Genomic DNA, 23,110 nt, shown 5'->3' with positions numbered 1-23,110 from the left:
TTAATTGCTTAGCTGACACTGGCTTTTTTCTTTTTCTCTGCTTTTTTAGTGGCTTCCTTGGCTCGTTTTTCGGCTTGTTTCTGGGCCTGTTTTTCCGCCTCTAAACGGAGACGTTCTGCCTGTTTTTCCGCTTCAATTTTATCCAGGTAATAATGGTAATCACCAAGGTAAACCTTAAATTCCCCGTCCCGAATTTCCACGATTTTATTAGCCACTTGGGAGATGAAATAACGGTCGTGGGAGACAATGGCCACTGTGCCTTCGTAGCTTTTCAGGGCCTCTTCCAGCATTTCTTTGGCGGGAATATCTAAATGATTAGTCGGCTCATCCAGAATTAAAAAATTAGCCGGTGTCAGGAGCATTTTAGCCAGGGCCAAACGGGCCTTTTCACCACCACTCAGGGCCTGAACTGGTTTAAACACCGTATCTCCGGTAAAGAGAAAGCGACCGAGCAGAGTCCGCACCTCTTCATTTTTCCAGTCGGGGACTTCATCGTGGATAGTTTCCATCACCGTCTTGGCCAGATCCAGGGCCTCGGCCTGGTTTTGCTCAAAATAGCCAGGAATAATATTGTGTTTGCCCAGACTCACCTGGCCCTCCTCCGGCGTTTCCAGGCCCATGATCATTCTCAAGATTGTGGATTTGCCACAGCCATTGGGGCCGAGAAAGGCCACCCGGTCGCCCCGCTCAATTTCTAAGTTGGCCCCTAGGAACAGAACTTTATCACCGTAGGTATGGGACAGGTCTTGAACTAGGGCCACCTCTTCGCCACTGCGGGGAGCAGGAGGAAAGTGAAATTTCAGCGTCCGCACATCTCCGATGGGGGCCTCAACCCGTTCAATTTTGTCCAGTTGTTTTTCGCGGCTTTTGGCCTGGGTACTGCGGGTGGCACTGGCGCGGAAGCGATCCACAAAGGCCTGCTGTTTGGCAATTTCCTTCTGCTGGCGCTCGTAGGTGCTTTCTAGGGCGGCTCGGTTTTCGGCTTTTTGGGCCAGGTAGCTGGAATAATTGCCGAGGTAGGTGGTAGAGACGCCCCGTTCCGTTTCCACAATTTTGGTACAAAGTCGGTCGAGAAATTCTCGGTCATGGGAAATGATCACCATCGGTGTTTTCAGGCCCCGCAGATAATTTTCGAGCCATTCGATGGTTTCAAGATCCAGATGGTTGGTCGGCTCATCCAGAAGCAGGAGATCCGGTTCCTGCAATAGAATTTTGGCCAAACTGATGCGCATCTGCCAACCGCCACTGAAGGAACTGACCAAGCGGTCGCCATCCTCCGGCTCAAAGCCAACTTCCGGCAGAATTTTCTCAATTTGGGATTCTAGGCGATAGCCGTCCAGGGCCTCGAACTGACGTTGTAGGCGGTCTAATTTTTGGATTAATTTATCCAGTTCGTCGGGGTTGGCACTTTCCATCTGGTGATGGAGTTGGAGCGTTGCTTCATGGACTTGGTTCGCTTCGGTAAAGACCGTCCACAATTCTTCTCGCACCGTGCGACTGGGCATCACATCAAATTCCTGGGTTAGATGGGCCATTTTCAGGCCCGCTGGGCGAATAATTTCCCCCTCCGTCGGTTCCACTTCCCCCATAATGATCCGCATTTGGGTGGACTTACCGGCCCCGTTGACGCCCACTAGACCCACCCGTTCTTCGGGTTTGACTTCCCAGTTGATGTCCTTGAGGACTTCTCCAGTGGGATAAATTTTACGAATGTGCTCCAATCTCAGCATGGGGATATTTACTCACGCGCGTCACCGTTTCTCAGTCTAGGCCCGAATGCCCTCAAACGGCCAGGGAATCCCAACGTTTTTCGCAGGCCCAAGGCCCTGAAAAAACCGCTACTCTCGTCCATCAGCGCCTGCATACCCCGCCGCTGTCTAAGAAAAAAATAATTATGCTGGAGCCTAGAGAAAAAACGCTGGACTTTTTCAAAATTGCTGGTATAATCGACTTGTGTGTGAGGAGTAAAATAAAAGTCTTTGGGGTCGAAACACGGCAAGACTCCCAAAGGCTTTTTTGTTGGAAGCCCTTAAATCAATGACGGGAAAAAGCTCTCAAGCTTCCAGATAGGGGAAAATAATCTCAACACGCCCTGACCCGCCAACGAGGGCCTTCGTCAACTGAGTCTTTTAACCCAAGCTTTGCATGGAATTAATCCTTTACAGTAAGCCCGGCTGTCACCTCTGCGAGGGCCTGGCCGAAAAATTGGCCCAGATTGCCGGCCTGCAGGTAGAAATCCGAGACATCACCACGAATCCCGCCTGGTGGGAAGCTTTTCAGTACGAAATTCCGGTACTTTGCCGCAAAGTCAACGAAGGGGAACAACCTCTGCCCCGCTTTTCCCCTCGAGCCTCCATCGCGCAGATAGAAAAACAATTGCAAGCCTTACTTCCCCCGACTGCCTGAACCGCTAGACCTCGATACGCCCAGCAGCTAAAACACTTTCTGGAAAGCCTAATTGAGCCTGAGTTCGGGAAACCACACTTAGATGGGTGTTGCATTAGGGGTCTGCCATTGGCTAAATTAGCACTCGTGAGGCAAGAGTGCTAATGCCTCACTCTCCATCAAAGCCGAGTTGTTTTAAGTCTTCATCAGGAGGATGATTCATGGCAGCTATTTCTATTAACGTTACGACCGTCAAACCTCTCGCTGACCGCGTTTTGGTCAAAGTGAGTCCTTCCGAAGAAAAAACCGCTGGTGGCATTCTTCTGCCCGATACCGCCAAAGAAAAACCCCAGGTGGGCGAAGTGGTTTCTGTTGGCCCTGGCAAGCGCAATGATGATGGCACCTACTCTCCCGTCGAAGTGAAAGTCGGCGATAAAGTTCTCTATTCCAAGTATGCCGGTACCGATATCAAACTCGGCGGTGACGACTACGTTCTCTTGACCGAAAAAGATATCTTGGCCGCTGTTGCCTAGTTTCGGTGTTGTTAACTGAATTTCTCTGAATTTTTCTACATTTCACTGTTGTCCCATAAGAGGTCCTAATTCCCATGGCTAAATCGATTATTTACAATGACGATGCTCGTCGTGCCCTAGAGCGGGGTATTGATATCCTGGCAGAAGCCGTTGCTGTTACCCTCGGCCCCAAAGGTCGCAACGTGGTACTCGAGAAAAAATTTGGCGCGCCCCAAATCATCAATGACGGGATCACCATTGCCAAAGAGATCGAACTCGAAGACCACATCGAAAACACTGGTGTTTCTTTGATCCGTCAAGCCGCTTCCAAAACCAATGATGTCGCTGGGGATGGAACCACCACGGCTACGGTTCTGGCCCACGCCATTGTCAAAGAAGGTCTGCGCAACGTTGCCGCTGGCGCTAATCCCATTGCCCTCAAGCGCGGGATTGACCGAGCCACCGACTTCCTAGTCGAGCAGATCAAGGCCCATGCCAAACCCGTCGAAGATTCCAAAGCCATTGCCCAAGTGGGTGCTATCTCTGCTGGTAACGACGAAGAAGTCGGCCAAATGATTGCCAGCGCTATGGACAAAGTGGGTAAAGAAGGCGTTATCTCCCTCGAAGAAGGGAAATCCATGACCACCGAACTGGAAATTACCGAAGGGATGCGCTTTGACAAAGGCTACATCTCTCCCTACTTCGTCACCGACGCAGAGCGCATGGAAGCCGTGATGGAAGATCCGGCTATCCTGATCACCGACAAGAAAATCAACCTGGTGCAAGACCTGGTTCCCGTGCTGGAGCAAGTGGCCCGCCAAGGCAAGCCCCTGCTGATCATCGCTGAAGACATTGAAAAAGAGGCCCTGGCAACCTTGGTGGTTAACCGTCTGCGCGGTGTCCTGAACGTGGCTGCGGTTAAGGCCCCTGGCTTTGGCGACCGTCGCAAACAAATGCTGGAAGACATCGCCGTCCTCACCGGTGGTCAAATGATCAGCGAAGATGCCGGTCTGAAACTGGAAAGCACCAAGATCGAAAGTCTGGGTAAAGCCCGCCGCATCACCATCACCAAGGACAACACCACCATTGTGGCTGAAGGCAACGAAACCGCTGTTAAAGCCCGTTGCGAACAGATCCGTCGTCAGATCGAAGAAACTGAATCTTCCTACGACAAAGAAAAACTGCAAGAGCGTCTGGCTAAATTGGCCGGTGGGGTTGCCGTCATCAAAGTCGGTGCCGCGACCGAAACCGAAATGAAAGACCGCAAACTGCGTCTGGAAGATGCCATCAACGCCACCAAAGCCGCTGTGGAAGAAGGGATTGTTCCCGGTGGTGGTACGACCTTGGCTCACCTGGCTCCTCAACTGGAAACCTGGGCCACCCAGAACCTTAAAGATGAAGAGTTGACCGGTGCCATGATCGTGGCCCGGGCCCTGCCCGCTCCCCTGAAACGGATTGCGGAAAATGCTGGCCAAAACGGTGCCGTCATCTCCGAGCGCGTCAAAGAAAAAGACTTCAATACCGGTTTCAACGCCGCCAACAACGAATACGTTGACATGATTGCCGCCGGTATTGTTGACCCCGCTAAAGTGACCCGTTCGGCCCTGCAAAATGCCGCTTCTATCGCCGGCATGGTATTGACCACTGAATGTATCGTGGTTGATAAACCCGAAAAAGAAAAAGCGCCGGCTGGTGCTCCCGGTGGCGGTGACTTCGACTACTAAGGTTAACTAACCTATTAACTAAATTTCTTTGCGTCCCACGGCTCCCCGTGGGATTTTTTGTCGTTGCAGGGAAATGGCGACCATTTGGAGGCGGTCAGGCCAGTATGGCACAATGGATTTTCCTCTCTTAATCTATCGTTGCCCCGCTGTTATGCCCTCAATTCTGGAACAACTGAATCAACGCTTTGCCCAGGCTCTGGCGGGACAATGGCCGGCCCTCCCTCCGGCCCTCGTTGTTCCCGCTTCCCAAGCAAAATTTGGGGATTTCCAATGCAATATTGCCCTGCCCCTGGCAAAATCCTTGGGGCAGTCGCCTCGGGCCATCGCGGAGCAAATTGTGGCAACGGTTCAGGTGGATGATATCTGTGAACCCCTAGAAATTGCTGGGCCGGGTTTTATTAATCTGCGGCTCAAGCTAGACTATTTGGCCCGACAACTCCAGGCCCTGCAGACCGACTCGCACTTAGGGGTAACACCGGTAGCCATCCCCGCACGGGTAATTATTGATTTTTCCAGCCCCAACATTGCCAAGGAAATGCATGTGGGCCATCTCCGCTCGACCATTATTGGTGACTGCTTAGCCCGAGTCTTAGAATTTCGGGGTTATGAAGTTTTACGGCTTAACCACGTGGGGGACTGGGGCACACAGTTTGGTATGTTGATTACCTACCTCAAGGAAGTCTATCCCGATGCCTTGATCCAGGCAGATGTCCTTGATCTGGGTGACTTGGTGGCCTTTTATAAACAGGCCAAGCTCCGCTTTGACGAAGATGAAAGCTTTAAAGAAGCCTCCCGTCAGGCAGTGGTCAAACTCCAGGGAGGAGACCCCGATAGCCTCCAGGCCTGGCAACTCCTCTGCGAGCAATCGCGGCGGGAATTTCAAGTTATTTACCAACTTCTGGACATTCGACTGACGGAGCGAGGGGAATCCTTCTACAATCCTTTTCTGCCGGGAATTGTGGCGGAACTTGACCGCGTTGGCCTGTTAACGGAAGATGCCGGGGCCCAATGTGTCTTTCTAGAGGGTTTTAGCAACAAAGAGGGCCAACCCCTGCCCCTGATTATTCAAAAGTCCGATGGGGGCTATAACTACGCCACAACGGATTTGGCGGCCCTGAAATATCGCCTCGAAACCGACCAGGCCCAGCGTATTATCTACGTTACCGATGCAGGGCAGGCTAACCACTTTGCCCAGGTTTTTCAAGTGGCCCAAAGAGCGGGGATTCTCCCAGACCCGAGTCAAGTCGAGCACGTTCCCTTTGGCCTGGTGAAGGGGGAAGACGGTAAAAAACTCAAAACCCGCTCCGGAGAAACCGTCCGCCTCAAAGATCTCTTAGATGAAGCCGTTCAACGGGCCCGGCAGGATCTCGAAAATCGTCTAATGCAGGAGGAACGGCAGGAAACACCGGAATTTATCCAGCAAGTGGCCCAGGTCGTAGGGATTGCGGCAGTTAAGTACGCCGACCTCAGCCAGAACCGAACCAGTGACTACGTCTTCAGCTACGACAAAATGTTGGCCCTGCAGGGCAATACGGCCCCCTATCTCCTCTATGCCTACGCTCGTATCCAAAGTATTGCTAGGGAAGGGAAGGTCAGCTTCCAGCAGGAAACCGAAGCAATTTCCATGAGTCTCCCAGAGCCGACAGAACAACAACTGGCCAAGGCCCTGTTGCAGTTAAGTGAAGTGATTCAGGAAGTGGAAAAAACGCTACTACCTAATCGCCTGTGTGACTATTTGTACGATCTCAGCAAGAAGTTTAATCAATTCTATGAAAACTGTCCGGTGTTAAAGGCCGAAGAATCCCTCCGGGTCTCTCGCATGGCCCTCTGTGACTTGACCGCCAGAACTCTAAAACTCGGCCTGTCTCTCCTGGGTATTCCGGTGTTAGAACGAATGTAAATATTAGGTCGCTCCCTTCAGTCCTCTTGAGAGTCTAGATCTAGTAGTAAATTGAGATGTTGCAGTAATGGTTCTAGCGATAGGATGTTACTGTATTGCTCATTGGGAGAACCGCGATGTCAGAGGCCAAGCAGTTTGACTTAAGTTATCTAGAAAAGACCTTCCAGCAGTTTGAAGGTCGTCCCTATCCTGATACTCCCATTGAATATTCCCTTAAAAATGATCACTTTCATCTCTACAAAAGTAGCCTAGTAACGGCTTTTTATCGGCGGGATCATCATGTTATAAAAGACTTGAGTAGTTATTATATTCTTGACCTGGCCTGTGGAACTGGCTATACTACTCTAGCTTTAGCAGAAGCCAATCCCGGTGCCAAAATTATCGCCACAGATATTTCTCCCGAATCCTTAAAAATAGCTGAACAAAGACTTTGTTATCATGGCTTTAATGACCTTGAATATCATCTCATTTCCTTAGAAGAAACACCTCAGTTAGGGATCCAGTTTGATTACATTAATGCTTCTGATATTCTTTATCTTCTACCGGATATTACCCTCGGCTTAAGGCAAATGGGTAAGTTGCTGAAGCCATCTGGGATTATTCACAGTAATCTCCATAATGCTTATGAACGAACACCTTTTTTTCGTGCCCAGGCCCTATTCCAGCAGATGGGACTCATGGATGAAAACCCAGGAGAAATCGAGATCGGTCTTGTCCGGGAATTTTTTACCAACCTTAAAGATAATGTCCACTTAAAAGCAACAACCTGGGGTAATCGTGCTGCCAGTCAAGTCACGGGTCAAGAAATTGTAATGAACTATTTACTTCAAAATGATAAAGGCTTTACCCTGCCCCAGCTTTTATCGTTTTTGACGGAAGCTGGCCTGCAACTGGTTGATATGGTGGACTGGTGGGCCTGGGATTTAGCAGAACTCTTCAAGGATCCGGATAATCTCCCGGCCTTTATGGCCATAGGCCTCGACAACTTGCCTCGCGAAGACCAGCTCTGTCTCTATGAACTCATCCAGCCCAACAAACGACTCCTCGACTTTTGGTGCAGTTTTCCCCAGGAACAAGTCTTGCCAATTTTTGAAAATGAACCGAGCTTGCGGGTATTTCTCCATCCTCAACTCAATACAGTTAATTTCCGAGAAGAAATTTTATCAACGACTTATCTGGCTCCCGTTAATCTCAAAACCTATGTTCCTTTTTTGCTCAATGACTTCTGGCTGGATCGGGCATTCCTCTCAGCTATTTTTGCGCCGTTGCTAGAGGCCCCCCGGACGCTTACTTTCCTTGCTGAGCGCTACCAGCAAGTGCGGCCCCGACATCCCGTCACCCTAGAACCGGTCAGCTTAGCCGAGACCGCTGATATTGTCTATCAGGCTCTGTTAACCCAGGAGCAGATGGGCATTCTCTTGTTGGAACGGCTCTAAGAAAAAATTTTGAAAAAGGGTGATCGATTTTAGCGGACTTGGGGGTAACTTCAGTTCAGAAGGGTTCAGACAAGTTATTCACCATCCCAACCACTAAGGAAGAAATCAACCATGGATAGTAATTTTAAGTTCAAGCTTCTCTCTCACCTCACCGCTAAAAAAGAAGATAAAGGTTTTACTTTAATTGAACTACTCGTCGTTGTTGTGATCATCGGGGTTCTCGCCGCCATCGCCCTCCCTAACCTCATCTCCCAAGCCGGTAAAGCCCGGCAGGCTGAAGGCAGAAATGGTGTGGGTGCCCTTAACCGTGCCCAACAAGCCTATCGGACGGAAAACCCTACATTTGGTAACTTAAGTGCCTTAGATACAAAGTTGGTCAATCCTGGCAAGTTCTTTACTTTCGTTGGCGACAACGCAGGCTCCGCTACTACTGCAACTTCTACTGCTCAGCCTAAGAGCGCAGCTGGAGATGCAACCACCACGGCTATTGGAACAGTTAGTTATGACTCAACAAACCAGACCTTTACCGTTACGACAAGCTGGTAGTAGTTCGTCGCTCTAGGTCAGCTTAAATTAAGCAGATAAACATTAGAAGTATGGAAAAGTTATTAATATAAATAACTTCCATAGCTTAATATAGAGGTAGGAAGTATATTTAAAATCCTACCTCTTTTTTTTAAGAGCTGATGTTTTGCCGTTACTCTATATTTATTGTGAGTCAAAGCAAGGTCATGCATGCCTTATTAAAATTAGCACTCAGGAAAGAAATTGATGCCCATCAATCTCTGGCTTGCCGGGGTTTCACGTTGATTGAGCTAATTGTTGTGATCATTATTTTGGGAGTTTTAAGTTCTATAGCTTTGCCGACACTAGTTCGTCATGTCGGTAAAGCAAAGGAAGCAGAAGCCACGCAGTTTTTAAGTTCTGTTGGATTCGCCCAGCAGGGATATTTCTTTGAAGCTCGGCAATTTGCCACTGACTACGCAACCTTAGGCGTAGCGATGCCAAGCAAGTATTATGATTTTCTACCCCCAAACACAAGTATTAGCCCTCCCCGAACTAAAAGCACGGCCCTTTCTAGGGATAGTGGACTGACAGGTGCCCGTCACTATTCCTTAGGTGTTTACTATAACATGGACACTTATTCCATCGTGCTTTGTCAAGGGTCAGTTCCTGGTGCGCTCACAGAGGCCCCGGATGATCCCAGTGGGAGCTGTTCTAATGGCGGAACAAATGTTTTTTAGTCCCATGGTATATATCCTGAAATAATTTTACGGATAATGATATTTGTTCACAAGTCTTGTCTAGCAAGGAATCTAGCTTGAGGACTATATTTTATGATAGATATAACTGCTACAACTCCAATGAAAGTTTTTAGCTGGGAACCCTACCACAAACCAGTTGTCGCTGATGTATGGTTTTTTGCATTGCTATTTTGCACGATGAATCTCTAAAAGAGCACTTTTAAAATCGTGACTCAAACCACCTTCTGAATATAAGCAAAACCAGAAATATTGAATGGTTTATTTGAACCACCAAGGAATAGACACAACGATTCTGTAAAAGCCCAGATTCAACAATTTACCACTAACTCTCTTAGCCAGTGTACATAACTTGTTTTTTCACACATAAATGCCTGTAAATACCGTAGCTTATCTAATAAAGATTCCCCAAACTCTTTCGGAATTCTTACCAATCTCAACATTAAATATCCAATCAGGCAACTATAAATCTGAATCTCTATTCCGTTTGTATTTTTAGTGATTAGCCTGTCCAACTTTAAGTGCATTTTTAAGAACTTCCATAATAGTTCTATTTGCCAACGCAATCGATAAAACTCAGCTATCTCTTCATTACTTATTCCTCCCTCTCCCTCTTCTGGTAAATTTGTTGCCAACCTAAACTCTGTTCTTTCTTCTCTATCACTAAATACTACTACTCTTCCTTCTAGCTTTTCCTTCCCACTTCCTATTTCATACTTTCCATTTTCCAGCATATTTAAGCTTATATTGTTCTTTGTTCTTAACACAAAGTAACGCTCTTTCTCTTCTTGCAGTTTTGCTATTCTTGCTAGACTACAAAATCCTCTATCCATTATCCCAACTCCATTCTCTGGCGTTGCTTCTATCGTTTCATTCCCATATTTACTATCATGCCCTTGACCAAAATTAATTACTATTCCTCCTGGGGCTCCTGTGTCTAAATTAATCCCACTAAATAGTTTTACCTGATGATGTCCTTGTCTCCATAATAATTTGCTCGTTAACGATATCACTGTTGAGTCCAGTGGAAACAAAACCAGTTCCCTTTTTTCTGGTTCTCGAGAGACTTCTACTTCTTTTTTTAGCTTTTTTAATATTTCTTTAAAAACCTTTGGGTTTCGCTTTTTACTTGCTTTTGAGAAGGTCGATATATCTACTGACTCTCCTCTCGCGTTTAATCTCTTGAATTGACTTCTCATGCTTGTTTGGCTTTGGTCTAGCACGAAACTTAGCCAAATTGAGACAAACTTAAAGGTGTCCAGTTCTGGATAATCCTTTTTGGGCAAGTGACCCAGATGCTTTTGCACAACTTGAGGAAAGTTTGATATAATCATATTCAGTTATTTTGATTTTGTGCCCCTAATTATACAAGTTTAGGGGCTTTACCTTTTTGATTTTCTTCTAACATTCAACACTTCTGAAGCAAAACCTACCTTCATACCTTAATTCAGCAATGTCGTTTTTTCTAAATTGTGAACTTCTTAAGGATGGACACTAAAGAAACTTTTAAAATCAGCAATTTATTGACCGTAGTAGCTTCTCTGGGGCTATTGGTGAGCAGTCTTGCAGGTATTATTGCACTACAGTATCCAGCTATTTCTAATAAGCAAAAGACTTTATCTTGGGCAGAGTATCAAACTCAAGAAGCCCAAGATAAACTTAGTCTTCGGGTGTTGAATAAAATTCCGACCCTAGGCTTTAGTAATTTGATAGCCGATTGGCTTTATCTTAATTTTATTCAGTATTTTGGTGATACAAAGGTGCGTGAAGAAGTGGGTTATAGCTTAACCAATGACTACTTTAATTTTATTGTCAATAAAGACCCTTTATTTGTTGATGCTTTATATCATCTAGACATTGCAACGTCTCTATTTGCTGGATTACCTAAAATGAGCGTTAATAACCTTACCAAGGCTCTTAATACGATGCCTCCAAAATTCATTACTAATATTGAGCCTTACTATCTTTGGCGAGCCAAAGGAAATGATGAATTATTATTTCTAGGTGATATCAATGCGACCAAGACTTCTTATCAAAAATCTTTAGATTGGGCAAAATACTATAATACAGAAGATGCCCGGAAAATGATTGGAATTAATCAACAGTCCTTACAGTTTTTGTCTCATAATCCTGACAGTAAGCAAGCGCAAATTGGTGCATGGGCAAGTGTGCTAGCAAATCGTCCCGATCAAAAAACGATTAAACGAGTGATTGAGAAAATTGAACAGCTGGGAGGTCAAGTGACTTTTATGCCGGACGGAAAAATTACCGTGTCTTTATCAGGTAGTCAAGACTAAGTCTTGTACAGCCTGTTCTAAGAAATCTTCGAGGCTTTGAATACACTCTTGATCATCAAATAAACGATTAAGATTAGTTAATATTTTCTCCTGTATTGTTTGTCTCCAATCTGAATCAAGGCCAAGACAAATTGCAATTTCAATATATTCCTCCTCTGTTCCTGCAATGGTTTCAGTGACACCGATCATCTTCAGCATGGCGTAGGAATGACGACTTCGCATCAATTCTCCAGGATAAGTCACAACGGGTAAACCACAGGATAGGGCGTCCCGGGTAGTTAATCCTCCTGACCAGCTTAGACCGTCAAGAAATATATCTGCCAATTGATTAAAGACTAAAAAATCTGTTCCTTTTAGACGAGGCATGATTGTACAATAATCATGATAATTTAATCCGAATGCTTCAAATGCCTTTCTTAAACGCTCTCGAAAATTTTCTGTAGAGGTGGGGCCATTCTTAGCAGGAGCTTCAATAAAAGCAAAATGAAACGTATTGCTATGCTGAGCGATCGCTGGAAAAATATAATCATGCTGAGGAAGATACTTAAATAATGATTGGGAACAAAAATAAACAATTTTATCTTCCTGAATATTAAAATCACTACGAGTTTTACTCAGCTTAGGTAGTTCAACTGGAGGTAAAGAAAATCCAAGATTAGGTAGGCGGATTAACGTTTCAGAATAATGCCCGTCTGCGTTAACAGGTTCCATTAGTTCACTAGACAAAAAATAGTCAATAGTCGGACTGCCTGAAGTTATGGGGTGGCCCCATGTAGTACACTGAATTGGTGCAAACCTTAAACAGGATAATAAATTAAAGATCGCATCTAAACCTAGTTCTGGAAAAATCAAAATATCTAAACTTTTATTCATTATAGTTGTACATATAGTCTCTAAATCAGTATTGTATAATATTGATTGATAGGAATCACTATTGTCTTGAAAGAGATTCTTTGCTTCATGTAACTTATCTTGATCACTGTAAATGACATCATAAATATAGATTTCAAATTTATTCTTGTTTATAAACTTCAGCCAATTCAAGTAAAGCAATCCCAATTTTTCGACACTAACATGACAAGAAATAAAGCCAATCTTGATTTTACGATCGCTTAAGATCTCAGTTATTTTGGATTTTTGACAAAACTTAGAATATTGTTTTTTGAGTACCTCATTAATACAATGACTGTATTTTTTTTGAATTTCTAAATCATTAAAACCTTGATAACTAAGATAAAAATTAGTGACAAGACCGAGACTTGTCATCACATCAGATGAGTTTTTAGTCAATCCAGACAAGACATCTTGAATCCAATCATCCAAAAGCTTACAAAATCTATTTCGATAAAAATCCATATCTTTAATGTCATTGTAAATTATAGGCAATATAACTTGGTTGATACGCTTTAATACTAAACTTTTTGGAAAACGTTCTATTCCTTCCTGTAATATTTTGATAGCTTGCTCAGATTGATCGCAAACCATATAGGAATAGGCGAGGCTATAGTAGAATCCTATATTTTTATTTTTTTCATCTGCTAGAGATAAAGAATGAAAAATTTCCAATTCTGTGAGTGCGACATAATACTCAGCCTTGAAGAAAGCAGAATAGCCTAAGTAAAAACTTGACTTAGCCCTATCATTAAGTAGTCGATAGGTTAACCCTAGATCGTATAGCAAATCTACCTGATTCGGTATTTTTTCTAAGGCGTCAGATAATATTTTTTGGGCTTGATTATGATATTTTTTTAGGTTATAAAGAGAACTAATTTTTCTGTATATGTCAACATTTTTACAATCAAGTTGAATGGCAGAAAGATAAATAGAAATAGCCTCTTCCATTTTATTCTGTTCTTCTAATATTTGTCCTAAAAGTTGATAATTAGCAATAAAGCTGGGGTCTAGCTCTATGGCGTGCTTGATAGCAACCTCTGCTTCTAACCATTGCTTGAGATGATATCGGCATAATCCTAAAGAATGCCAAGTTAAATTATGTTCTTCAGCTAAATTCAGAATTTCTAGGTACACATCTATTGCCGCCTCATACTTTTCCCTGGAAGCTAGCTCCGCTCCTAATTCAGATAATGCTACAATTAAACGCTCTAACAGGCTTACATTGTTGTAACTTGGCTCTAATTCAAGCAAGGTTTTATAAATAACCTTAGCCTCTGCTAGCCTTCTTTGTTCTAAGTATCTTTCAATATGAACTTCCAGAAACTGAAACAATTCCTGAATCCAGTTCTCGACCAGTTCCACTGTCTCCATCAGAGCCAATGAAAGCAAAAGTTCCTGCATTTTTACTTCCTGCCCTGCCAGCAGATAGGACAAGCCTAGATAGCAGTAGGTATTTAGTTCTTCTGGTCTTTCTTCGATTAATCTCTCTGACAATCGAATAGCTGTGTCGTAGTCTCTACTCTCTAGAGCATCTTGAATAGCTTTAACTGGGGTCGGAAAATTCATTAGTTGGAGTTAGCCAAATCTTGGAGAGCTTGTTGACAAAAAGATTCTAAACCTCGAATACATTCTCTATCATCAAAAAGGCGGTTTTTATTCGCGAGAATTTTGGTCTTGATTTGTTGTCGCCACTCAGTATCTAGACCCAGTCGAACGGCAATCTCAATATACTCTTCTTCTGTTTCTGCAATAGTTTCTGTCACGCCTATCATCTTGAGCATAGCATAGGAGTGTCTGCCACGCATAAATTCTCCAGGACGAGTCACGACGGGCAAACCACAGGACAGGGCATCCCGAGTGGTTAATCCCCCTGACCAACTTAGACAATCTAGAAATACATCCGCTAATTGGTTTATTGTCACAAAGTCAGTACGACTTTGGCGAGGGAGAAAAGTACAGTAATGACGAAAGTCCAAACCAAACTCCTGAAAAGCTTTTTCTAATCGCTTTTGAAATACTTCAGTAACGACTCGACCATGCATAGGATCAACAAATACAAACTCAGCCCTAGGATTTTTTTCTGCGATAGCTGGTAAAACATAGTCATGTTGCGGTAAATATTTAAACAATGATTGAGAACAAAAATAAATAATTGAATCTTCTTTTAACTGAAAATCCAAACGACATTTAGTTACCGCCGGAGGTGAAAATGAAGGGATAGAAAAACCTAAATTAGGTAGTCGTACTAACTTCTCAGAATAATGCTCATCTGCATTAGCAGGCTCCATTAAATCACTGGAGATAAAATAGTCAATGGTTGGACTGCCAGAGGTTACGGGATGGCCCCAAGTAGCACATTGAATTGGAGAAAGACGAAGAAAGGAGAGAAATGATATAATACCATCCATTCCAAGATCAGGAAAAATCAAAATATCCAACTGATCATTGAGCATTATATTACACAGCAATGAAGAATCAATAGATATTAAAATAATACGGAACTCATCACTATATTTTTTGAATTCACTCTTAAGCCCAGTGAATGATTCATCGTGATTTTGAACAATATTGTAGACATAAACCTCAAACTTGCTTTTGTCAATATATTTTAGCCAACCCAAGTAAAGTATTCCCAAACCTTCTAGCCTACATGACACTAAACCAATACGAATTTTTCTACTAGAAAAAGTATGAATAAATGGAACGGAGCTACACCATTGAGGAAAAGCTCTATTTACAATTTTTTGTACAAGTTTACTGTATCTTGCTTGGATAAATAACTCATTTTTATTTTGGTATGCCAAGTAAAAGTTGCTTCTAATAGTAATAAAACTCTTAAGATCAGACTTCTCTTGAGGGGTGATATCATCATTACTCTTTAAAAGAATTACATCTACTTTTTGAGTCAATTTATCCAAAAATTCATTAAAATGATTGCGATAAAAATCTATCTGTTGTTCATTTTCATAAAGAACAGGTAGACTACTCTGAATGACTCTTGTCAAGGTCAATTTTTTTTCGGGAAATAAATTAATAGCCTCTTCCAGCAACAGAATTGCAGCTTTTGTTTGATTAGACATTGCATAGCAATTAGAAAAATCAATATAAAAATTAATATTCTTTAAGGAACTTTTTGATGTGTCAAAATAAACGGTTTCAAAATAAGTCAAAGCATCATAAAGACATCCTACTTGACCGCTAAAGTACACCGAATATCCTAAGCAATAAGATGCTCTAGTATTATTTTCTATAGATTGATAGATTTTGCCTAATTCTTCTAAAACGAAGCTATTTTGAGGTGAATATTCTAGAAATTTTTCATAAATTTCAATGCTTTTTTCAGGCTGATTTTTTTTGATATAAAGATGAGCAAGACTAGTGTATGAGTCTAGAAAAACGTAATCTTTATTTATGGCCTTTTGATAGAAAAATATCGCCTCATCATCCTTACTCATTTTTTCTAAAATCAATCCTAAGGTATGATAATTCTGGACAAAATCTGGATTTAATTCTATAGCTTTGTTTATAGAAAGCTTAGCTTCAAAATATTGATCCAAGTTATAGTAACACAAGGCTAAAGAATGCCAAGCAAAGCTGTGATTAGGGTTTAAATTAAGAATTTCTTGATAGACTTCGATTGCATTTTCATATTTTTGTATGAGACTCAAATTAGATGCTAAAGAGTAAATTGCATTAATTAATTCTTCTGATAATACTGGGTTCTCATAGCTAGAATGAAATGCTTGGAGTGACTCGTAAAGAGTTTTTGCCTCTTCTAATTTTTCCTCTTGCAAAAATTTACTTACTTTTTTTTCTAAAAATTGAACTAGCTCTTCTATCCAAGTATCAATTTCATTCTGAGAGATTTCTAATAATAGAGAGAGCCACAAAGATTGGAAGCTTTCTATTTGATCACTTAAAATATAGGCAAGAGAAAGATAAAAATACTCTTCTTTGAGTGGCTCTTTTGAGTTTTGTAGCTCATTTAATAATTTATCTATTGCAGAACCATAATCGTTTACATTTAGATATTCTATTATTAATTTAAGGTATTCTGTTTTCATGATTGGTAAACCTTGACTTTATATATAGTAAAAAAAATAGAACAATACATGAAGAGATTGAAAGCATCAATCAATCTTACTTGCTTGCTTGCTTAAATAATCTTCCCATATCTGATAGTAGAGAGTTTCCGTTGAACTAGCAAATCTTTTACTATCCCATAATGGAGATGTTTTTTTAGATTCTTTTAGTTTCCAGCTTATCTGCTGACGTAGTGCTTTATTCATTCCCAGATTAACTCCCCATTCAATATACTCCTGATCGTTCCAAGCAATACCTTCATGAATGCCAGCGTTCATCATAAAAGTATATCCATTACGAGCTGCAAACTGCTGACCTACTTTGGTTACAATTGGGATCTCCATCCACAGTGCTTCAAGGGTTGTTGTTGCTCCATTGTAGGGATAAGTATCTAAAACTACATCGGCGATTGACAAGTTCGCTCTATGTATTTCTTCAGTTACATCATCATTCAGGAATCTGAGCTGGCTTAAGCTTATATTCTGTTCATCAGCAATTTCACAAAATAAGTTCTTAATATTTGCGAGATTTTGTCGCCCTTTGACTAGTAAAAAACTATTGGGAACTTGGGATATAATTTTTAGTTGCAATTTGATGATATTTGGATTGTATTTTTGAATAGACTGCATAGTTAGGTAAACAATAGAGTCATCATCAATGTTTAATTCATGACGTCTAATAGTTGGCGTAGCAACTTCGAAACCATCTACAGCAAGATACGTACTTGGTAAACGTAGTATTTGTTCGTGATAATATTCTTGAGCATATTCAGGCAATACATATGGATCAGCAACAAAATAATCAATTGCCGGTAAACCGCTTGCATCGAATCCGAGCCACGTAATCTGAATCGGAGCCAACTTCAAAGACATTATCTCAAGGGTTAAATCCTGTGTTACACTATCTAATTCAACCAAAATATTGAGCTTATCATCTCGTATTTGTTTTTCAATTTCTTGGATTGAGTTTTTAAAATTGTAAAAAGTATTAATTCCAGTGTCAAAGTATTTTTCTAAAATATCATCTCTGTGCTGACTGATTGAGTAAATATAAATTTCAAACTTAACTTTATCATGGTACGCCAATAACCATCGACATAACCAGCCAACGGAAGAACGATTGAATGTATGCGCAATGTATCCAACTCTAAGCTTTCCATTTTTAATTCTATTAATTTCAGAAGAATTTGTATTATTTGAAATACTTTGACATATTATTTTATATTGGTAAATATAAGAAATTTTATTTTGTAAGTTTCGATATTGACGAGGGGAATCATCAAGATATAAAAAATTGACAGCTAAATTATAAAAATATTTGCAAACAATAGGCTCAACTTTATAATCACTTTTGTTTATTAAATCGACTAGTTCATTTAATAAGTTTTCATAGATTACTGCAAAAGATAATAAGTCTTTCCAGCGTGCATTAGCCATAAGAGATAATATCTTTTTGTGGTATCCGTAGACAGTTAGAGAATGATCACTTATTTTTGCTAGATATGTTTCTGCAGATAATATAGTTTCTGAAAAATTTTTAGCTGTAAAGTTAATCCAAAAGGACTGATCTATCATCGTAAGATCATGTTCCTGAAGTGATAGATATATTTTATTTAGCTCAGATGCGTAATTATAATGTTTTTGATTGTAGGCAAGTTCAAATATTTTATTTTTCAAAACTAAACTAAAGCTATCAATATCGTCGATAACATTAACTATAGCGCCAATAAAATCAAGATTAACTGAAGCTGGGAAATCCAATATCGTAGGAATAATTTTTTCTAAAAGTTTCTGGTTTTTTATTTTATCTGATTCATTAAAAAATCCACTATTGATCAATCCTAGTTCTTGTAGATACTCAGGAGAATAGGTACCATTTTCTAGCTTTAGAGCAATCAAGCTAATCAAGTTATCAATCCAAAAAGGCTCCAATTCCCTTAGGCAATCTCTTATTAAGTATGCTACTGCTAATTTGTTAAGATTTTCTTGCCTACTAGCTTCTGTATTTAGAATAATAGATAGTTCTTTTTGCCATTGCTTTACTTCTGATTCATCTCCCTGCGACATTACGAATGACCATATCAAAGATGCGTCTTCTTTTCCTTGTAATAAATATAGTAATCCTAAGTATAAATAACAAGTTATTTCTGTTGGATTTTTCTCGATTTCTTCTTCTAGCTTAATAATAGCAGTATCATATTCTTGTATTTCTATAAGAGAAGTGATTTCGTTCGTTTTCATTTATTTTTACCTTGCTTAGTGTGAAGAAAACTACGTTTTTAAGTGTGAATTAAAAGCTCAGTATCAAAAATCATCAAGATGCCAATCAATACAATTTTTACTAATTATCTTTGACAAAAGTTTGCCACATTGACTCATAAGCCTTTTCTATTTCTCGAGTAAATAATTCCGCTTTCCATAGAACCGAAGTTTGCTTAGCTTTTCGGAGCTGTCTTTTAATTTGCCGTCTTAGCAAAGGAGCTTGGCCTAGCTTTACTCCCCATTCTACATATTCTTCATCAGTCCAGGCAATACCCTGCTCAACACCGACTTGAGTCAGGAAAGTATAGCTATTCCTTGCTGAAAATTGTTCTCCAACCCTGGTTACTAGAGGAATCTCCATCCAAAGAGTTTCTAAGGTTGTGGTTGCACCACTATAGGGATAAGTATCTAGAACAATGTCAGCAATTGCTAAATTGGCTCGATGGGTTAGTTCATCGGAATCTCTAGGCAAAAACTTAATCCGATTGATATTTACTCCAACTTCTCTCGCTATAGTTGCAATTAAATCCTGTAGGCCTTGGTTATTGGCAATTCCTTTGATTAAAAAGATGCTACTGGGAACAGCTTGGATAATTTTGAGCTGTAGACGACAAAGCTGGGGATTGTACTTGAGGCTAGATTGTACACTTAGATAGATGACCGCGTGCTCATTTATTCCTAAGCTACCACGGCTTAGTGTTGCGGTTCCAACTTCAAATCCATCAATAGCCAGATAGGTATCAGGTAAACACCAAAGCTTCTCAGTATAGTAATTTTGAGCCCCTTTGGGTAATACATAGGGGTCAACAATAAAGTAGTCGATGCTTGGTAAGCCGGATGCATCAGAGCCGAGCCAGGTAACTTGAATGGGAACTGGCTTAAATGCAAGAATATTAGCCGTCATATTACCCATAAGACCATCTAAATCGACTAGTATATCTATTTCGTCTGTCTGAATCTGATCGAGCGCTTGTTCTAAACCATTCTCTAGATTATAAACTTGAGTTGCATTGGGAATGATCCATTGCTTCGTTAATTCATCATTTACTTGATTGATTAAGTAAAAGTATAAGTTAAATCTTTGTTTGTCATGGTAATGGAAAAGCCAACGACTAAGCCAACCCACAGAATGTTTTCGTAACGAATGACCGATGTAGCCAATTTTGAGAGGTCGATTATTATCTAAATCTTTATTTTTCCAGCGTCTTAGAGAATTTTCCTGAATTAATCCTTCCTGGAATTTTTGAGAAGTACTATTAATAAATCGGCGATTTTCTAGTAAGTCATCAAATAGATAGAGTAGCGGTAAGCCGATAGACCAAAAGCGAGGTGAAAGAAAACTATTAAGTTGTAATTTTGGCTGCTTTTCAAGGTAAATTAGTGCGGATCTCAGCTTATTGATAATATCTTCTCGATCAATATCAGCCCAGCAACCCTGCAAGAGTAGAATACGTAAAACTCGAGAAAGAATGTAACATTCAAGACCAAACTCCTGAGAATGCTTAGGGATACAATGGTAGAATTGCCAAGCTGTTTTTAGCAAAGCGGCTTGATTATTAATCATTTCATAAAAATACAAAAGCTGATTAATAATACAGTAATTATCAGGTTCAAATTTTAAACAAATTTGAGCAATATCAGTTGCATACGTAATTAAGTTTTTAGCATCAGCTAATTCTATAGCGTAATGCATCACAGATGTTAGCCAATCTTGATCCTTTAAATAGGGTAAACTAGCTTCTAAGAAATCAATAGAAAGCGCTGTAGGAAAGCTCAAGATCCAAGGGATACATTCTAGTAATAATCCAGAATCGATAGAAGATCCAGTGTTGCTATTTAGCTTATCAATAACCTGCCATTTAGCTAATTTTTCTAAATCAAAAATATTCAAGAAATAAGCTAGCTTAATTAGAGTTAGAGTATTGTTGATATTATTGGAATCAATTTCCTGCACTCTTTCTCTAATAATTAAAGCTTTATCATAATTCTCTTTGTTTTCTTGTTCTTCAGCAACTTTAATCAAAAAAGAAGATAATAATAATGCTCCATCTAAAACTTCCATCTCCCAAGCTTGGTTAAGACCCGCCCACCAGGCTTCAGTAGCTTTTTCTTCATCTCCCTGAAATAAATATGCCAGCCCTAAATACCAATACAAATCTAGAAATTTAGGCTCTTCATTGATGTGCTTTAGTAATATATTAGTTGCTTTTTGACATAAACCTTGCTCTAAGTAAGGAGTTATTGTTATAAATTCTAAATTTTTTTTCATTACAACTTATTCTCAACAAAAATCTTTAACATCTATTTTTTTAAAATCTAATGTAATCTTGAATACTTTGGATCACGGGTAAATTTTCTAAACCTTGCTCAACTAAATCAGAAAATTGAGAAAGCCTATCAAAAATGGTATTCGCTAAATTATAGCGGGGATCAGCCCCATGACTTAGCGTTAAATGCTCCATAATTCCCAATGTATAATCAGGGAAATTTAAAATATCAGCGATGCAAGCCAACTTTAAAAGCTTATGAGGATCATTTTCCGTTACAAATAAAGGTTGATCGCAGTAAAAAAGGGAAAACTTTATTTCAATTTGAATGGCAAAAATGCTCTTTTTTAAAACTTCTTGAGAGCTTTGCAGCATTAATAAATATAAGTTTTTTGATTGCATAAGTTTCAATAGATAAAAATTCATTGAAGCTTATTTGCTTCTCAATAAAAAAACTACGTCAAATTCATATTCCCAATTGAAATGTTTATAGCAAGTAAAATCACTAAACATATCTAGTATGGTGGCCAAATTGAAATTATGATGGTGGAACGGGTTGTAATGAGTAGTTTTTTTCGATGGATAAGTTAAAATCAGATGATTAATGGAGTTACGGTTGACAAACTTTGGCATCAGAGATGTATTTATAATGTGCTCAATGGTTTCTACTGAAATCAGCATATCTATTTTTTCTGAGCAGACCCAACGCTCCAAGTCTGTTGCATAAAATTCTGTTTTTTCGGTGGTATATTCTTTCTTAGCATAGTCAATCGTATCTTTATCTAAATCCAAACCAATCACTTTAGTGACATCGGGATTAGTAGACAACAAATAACTGCCGTAACCACATCCACAAGCAGCATCACAAACAACACCCTTAGCAAATTGACGTAAAAGTGCGTATCGCTCGATGTGCCTGCATAGACGAATATTAAGTTCTAACTCTCTAAGTTTTTCACGATCAATATACAGCCGTTGATCAACTTTTTGATTATTGTTTGACATGATTATTAATGAGTGACAGAGTGTGCACAACTAACAATAATATTATTCCAAATGGAGTTGAAAATTGTTTCCCAGTTATGTTCGCGTTGGATATATTCTCGAATTAGATAACTGCGTTGCATTAATTCCTCCTCTGGTAATTCAAGAGCCCATTCTATAATCTTACGATTTTTTTCAGGATTGTGGGTGAGATAAATGGCATGGGGGCAGGCAAAGCCACTTTCCGGGGTCACAAGAGGGATTAGCCCTCGTGAACAATTTTCTAATATAGTTGTCGCTTGTGCATCCATTTTCCCTGTATGAATATAGAAGTCGCAATTTTCAACAGCCCATTGATTAAATTCGTCATCATTATTGTCAATATTACCAATGAAATTAAAAGTAAAATCTTGGTTGTTAATTTCTAGATTTAGCAATCCAATTGGAGCTTGAATAGATGATGTTGCAACATGAAGAAGAGTATCAACACCAATTAAACTAAGACCGGTAATATCGAATCCCTTGTAATCAGCTAAGTTGCTGATATGGAGTAATTGCCTTTCACCTTTTTGATTGAATTTTTGCTTTTTAATAGGAAAGTTTTGATAGGCTACCCCCATATTTAAATGGATTAATTTGTCTTTAACTATAAACTCAATTGAATCATCATTTTTTGCAAAGGTTTTTTCAATCCAAATTTTACCACATAAAGCAAAAATTTTTTTGGCGGCTAATAATTGACTTTGATAGTGTGGCATATTATCAACCCAAATTGATGGAAAACTTGGAACCCAAGGAGTAAGAATATAGGTATTAGGATGACATTTTTCACATATGTTCAAGGAATTGTCTTTAATCCAGTTTCGACGAATCGTCCCTTGCTTATCTCTCTGTCGTTGACTTCTCCCATCCCATGTTAAATGACCTAACAAAATATCATCAGGAGACTCTGTAACTCTTCCGGAAGACCAAGAAGATTGATGAAAACTTATTTTTTGTGATAAATAGTATTCTGCCCATTTTGCTATTTCCGCATTAGATTGCTCATAGATATTGAAGCTATTATCAGATAGAATATAATTACTCCAAAAAAAGTGAAGCATAG

General features: G+C 40.3%; 17 protein-coding genes. 8 read left to right on the top strand and 9 right to left on the bottom strand.

The window, feature by feature from the left end:
• Nucleotides 1-8 precede the first annotated feature (8 nt).
• Complete coding sequence (locus ABXS88_RS14770; protein ID WP_353672810.1) at nucleotides 9-1,730, bottom strand: ABC-F family ATP-binding cassette domain-containing protein; 1,722 nt, start codon at nucleotides 1,728-1,730, stop codon at nucleotides 9-11.
• 415 nt (nucleotides 1,731-2,145) lie between these two features.
• Here ABXS88_RS14770 and ABXS88_RS14765 point away from each other — a divergent pair, with 415 nt between their 5' ends.
• From ABXS88_RS14765 to ABXS88_RS14735, 7 genes are all read left to right on the top strand, one after another.
• Nucleotides 2,146-2,406, top strand: coding sequence for a glutaredoxin family protein (locus ABXS88_RS14765; RefSeq protein WP_353672809.1), 261 nt, complete (start codon nucleotides 2,146-2,148; stop codon nucleotides 2,404-2,406).
• 200 nt (nucleotides 2,407-2,606) lie between these two features.
• The gene (groES, locus tag ABXS88_RS14760) at nucleotides 2,607-2,918 is read left to right on the top strand and encodes a co-chaperone GroES (protein WP_353672808.1); all 312 of its coding nucleotides are present in this window, start codon (nucleotides 2,607-2,609) and stop codon (nucleotides 2,916-2,918) included.
• 74 nt (nucleotides 2,919-2,992) lie between these two features.
• A complete protein-coding gene (gene groL / locus ABXS88_RS14755; protein WP_353672807.1) occupies nucleotides 2,993-4,621 on the top strand; it encodes a chaperonin GroEL in 1,629 nt (542 codons plus the stop codon).
• 151 nt (nucleotides 4,622-4,772) lie between these two features.
• Nucleotides 4,773-6,521 carry an arginine--tRNA ligase gene (gene argS / locus ABXS88_RS14750; protein WP_353672806.1) on the top strand — a complete coding sequence of 583 codons (1,749 nt, stop codon included), beginning with the start codon at nucleotides 4,773-4,775 and terminating at the stop codon, nucleotides 6,519-6,521.
• Between the two features lie 116 nt (nucleotides 6,522-6,637).
• Nucleotides 6,638-7,957, top strand: a complete 1,320-nt coding sequence (locus ABXS88_RS14745) for a class I SAM-dependent methyltransferase (RefSeq protein WP_353672805.1) — start codon at nucleotides 6,638-6,640, stop codon at nucleotides 7,955-7,957.
• A 111-nt stretch (nucleotides 7,958-8,068) separates the two neighbouring features.
• Nucleotides 8,069-8,503 (top strand): type IV pilin-like G/H family protein, encoded by a 435-nt coding sequence (locus ABXS88_RS14740; protein WP_353672804.1) that lies wholly within the window; start codon nucleotides 8,069-8,071, stop codon nucleotides 8,501-8,503.
• 185 nt (nucleotides 8,504-8,688) lie between these two features.
• Complete coding sequence (locus tag ABXS88_RS14735; RefSeq protein WP_353672803.1) at nucleotides 8,689-9,201, top strand: prepilin-type N-terminal cleavage/methylation domain-containing protein; 513 nt, start codon at nucleotides 8,689-8,691, stop codon at nucleotides 9,199-9,201.
• Between the two features lie 329 nt (nucleotides 9,202-9,530).
• Here the strand turns inward: ABXS88_RS14735 and ABXS88_RS14730 are convergent, their stop codons facing one another.
• Nucleotides 9,531-10,550, bottom strand: coding sequence for an IS4 family transposase (locus ABXS88_RS14730; RefSeq protein WP_353674830.1), 1,020 nt, complete (start codon nucleotides 10,548-10,550; stop codon nucleotides 9,531-9,533).
• A gap of 156 nt (nucleotides 10,551-10,706) precedes the next feature.
• Here ABXS88_RS14730 and ABXS88_RS14725 point away from each other — a divergent pair, with 156 nt between their 5' ends.
• Nucleotides 10,707-11,516: a hypothetical protein gene (locus ABXS88_RS14725; protein ID WP_353672802.1), complete on the top strand. Its 810-nt coding sequence runs from the start codon at nucleotides 10,707-10,709 to the stop codon at nucleotides 11,514-11,516.
• Here the strand turns inward: ABXS88_RS14725 and ABXS88_RS14720 are convergent.
• From ABXS88_RS14720 to ABXS88_RS14690, 7 genes are all read right to left on the bottom strand, one after another.
• Entirely contained in the window at nucleotides 11,499-13,976 is a 2,478-nt protein-coding gene (locus ABXS88_RS14720; RefSeq protein WP_353672801.1) for a hypothetical protein, read from the bottom strand. The two genes, ABXS88_RS14725 and ABXS88_RS14720, sit on opposite strands and share 18 nt — an antisense overlap.
• Nucleotides 13,976-16,474 (bottom strand): tetratricopeptide repeat protein, encoded by a 2,499-nt coding sequence (locus ABXS88_RS14715; RefSeq protein ID WP_353672800.1) that lies wholly within the window; start codon nucleotides 16,472-16,474, stop codon nucleotides 13,976-13,978. The genes ABXS88_RS14720 and ABXS88_RS14715 overlap by 1 nt, the downstream gene beginning before the upstream one ends.
• A 66-nt stretch (nucleotides 16,475-16,540) precedes the next feature.
• Nucleotides 16,541-18,733 (bottom strand): O-linked N-acetylglucosamine transferase, SPINDLY family protein, encoded by a 2,193-nt coding sequence (locus ABXS88_RS14710; RefSeq protein ID WP_353672799.1) that lies wholly within the window; start codon nucleotides 18,731-18,733, stop codon nucleotides 16,541-16,543.
• A 100-nt stretch (nucleotides 18,734-18,833) separates the two neighbouring features.
• The gene (locus ABXS88_RS14705) at nucleotides 18,834-21,023 is read right to left on the bottom strand and encodes a hypothetical protein (RefSeq protein WP_353672798.1); all 2,190 of its coding nucleotides are present in this window, start codon (nucleotides 21,021-21,023) and stop codon (nucleotides 18,834-18,836) included.
• Nucleotides 21,024-21,063: 40 nt separating this feature from the next.
• The gene (locus ABXS88_RS14700) at nucleotides 21,064-21,423 is read right to left on the bottom strand and encodes a hypothetical protein (RefSeq protein WP_353672797.1); all 360 of its coding nucleotides are present in this window, start codon (nucleotides 21,421-21,423) and stop codon (nucleotides 21,064-21,066) included.
• 30 nt (nucleotides 21,424-21,453) lie between these two features.
• Entirely contained in the window at nucleotides 21,454-22,026 is a 573-nt protein-coding gene (locus tag ABXS88_RS14695; RefSeq protein ID WP_353672796.1) for a class I SAM-dependent methyltransferase, read from the bottom strand.
• Nucleotides 22,027-22,031: 5 nt separating this feature from the next.
• Nucleotides 22,032-23,108, bottom strand: coding sequence for a hypothetical protein (locus ABXS88_RS14690; protein WP_353672795.1), 1,077 nt, complete (start codon nucleotides 23,106-23,108; stop codon nucleotides 22,032-22,034).
• Between the last annotated feature and the right edge of the window lie 2 nt (nucleotides 23,109-23,110).

Origin of the sequence: Synechocystis sp. LKSZ1 (assembly GCF_040436315.1) — a bacterium.
In the GTDB taxonomy this organism is placed as follows: domain Bacteria; phylum Cyanobacteriota; class Cyanobacteriia; order Cyanobacteriales; family Microcystaceae; genus Synechocystis.
This window is presented reverse-complemented; position numbering and strand designations above follow the sequence as displayed.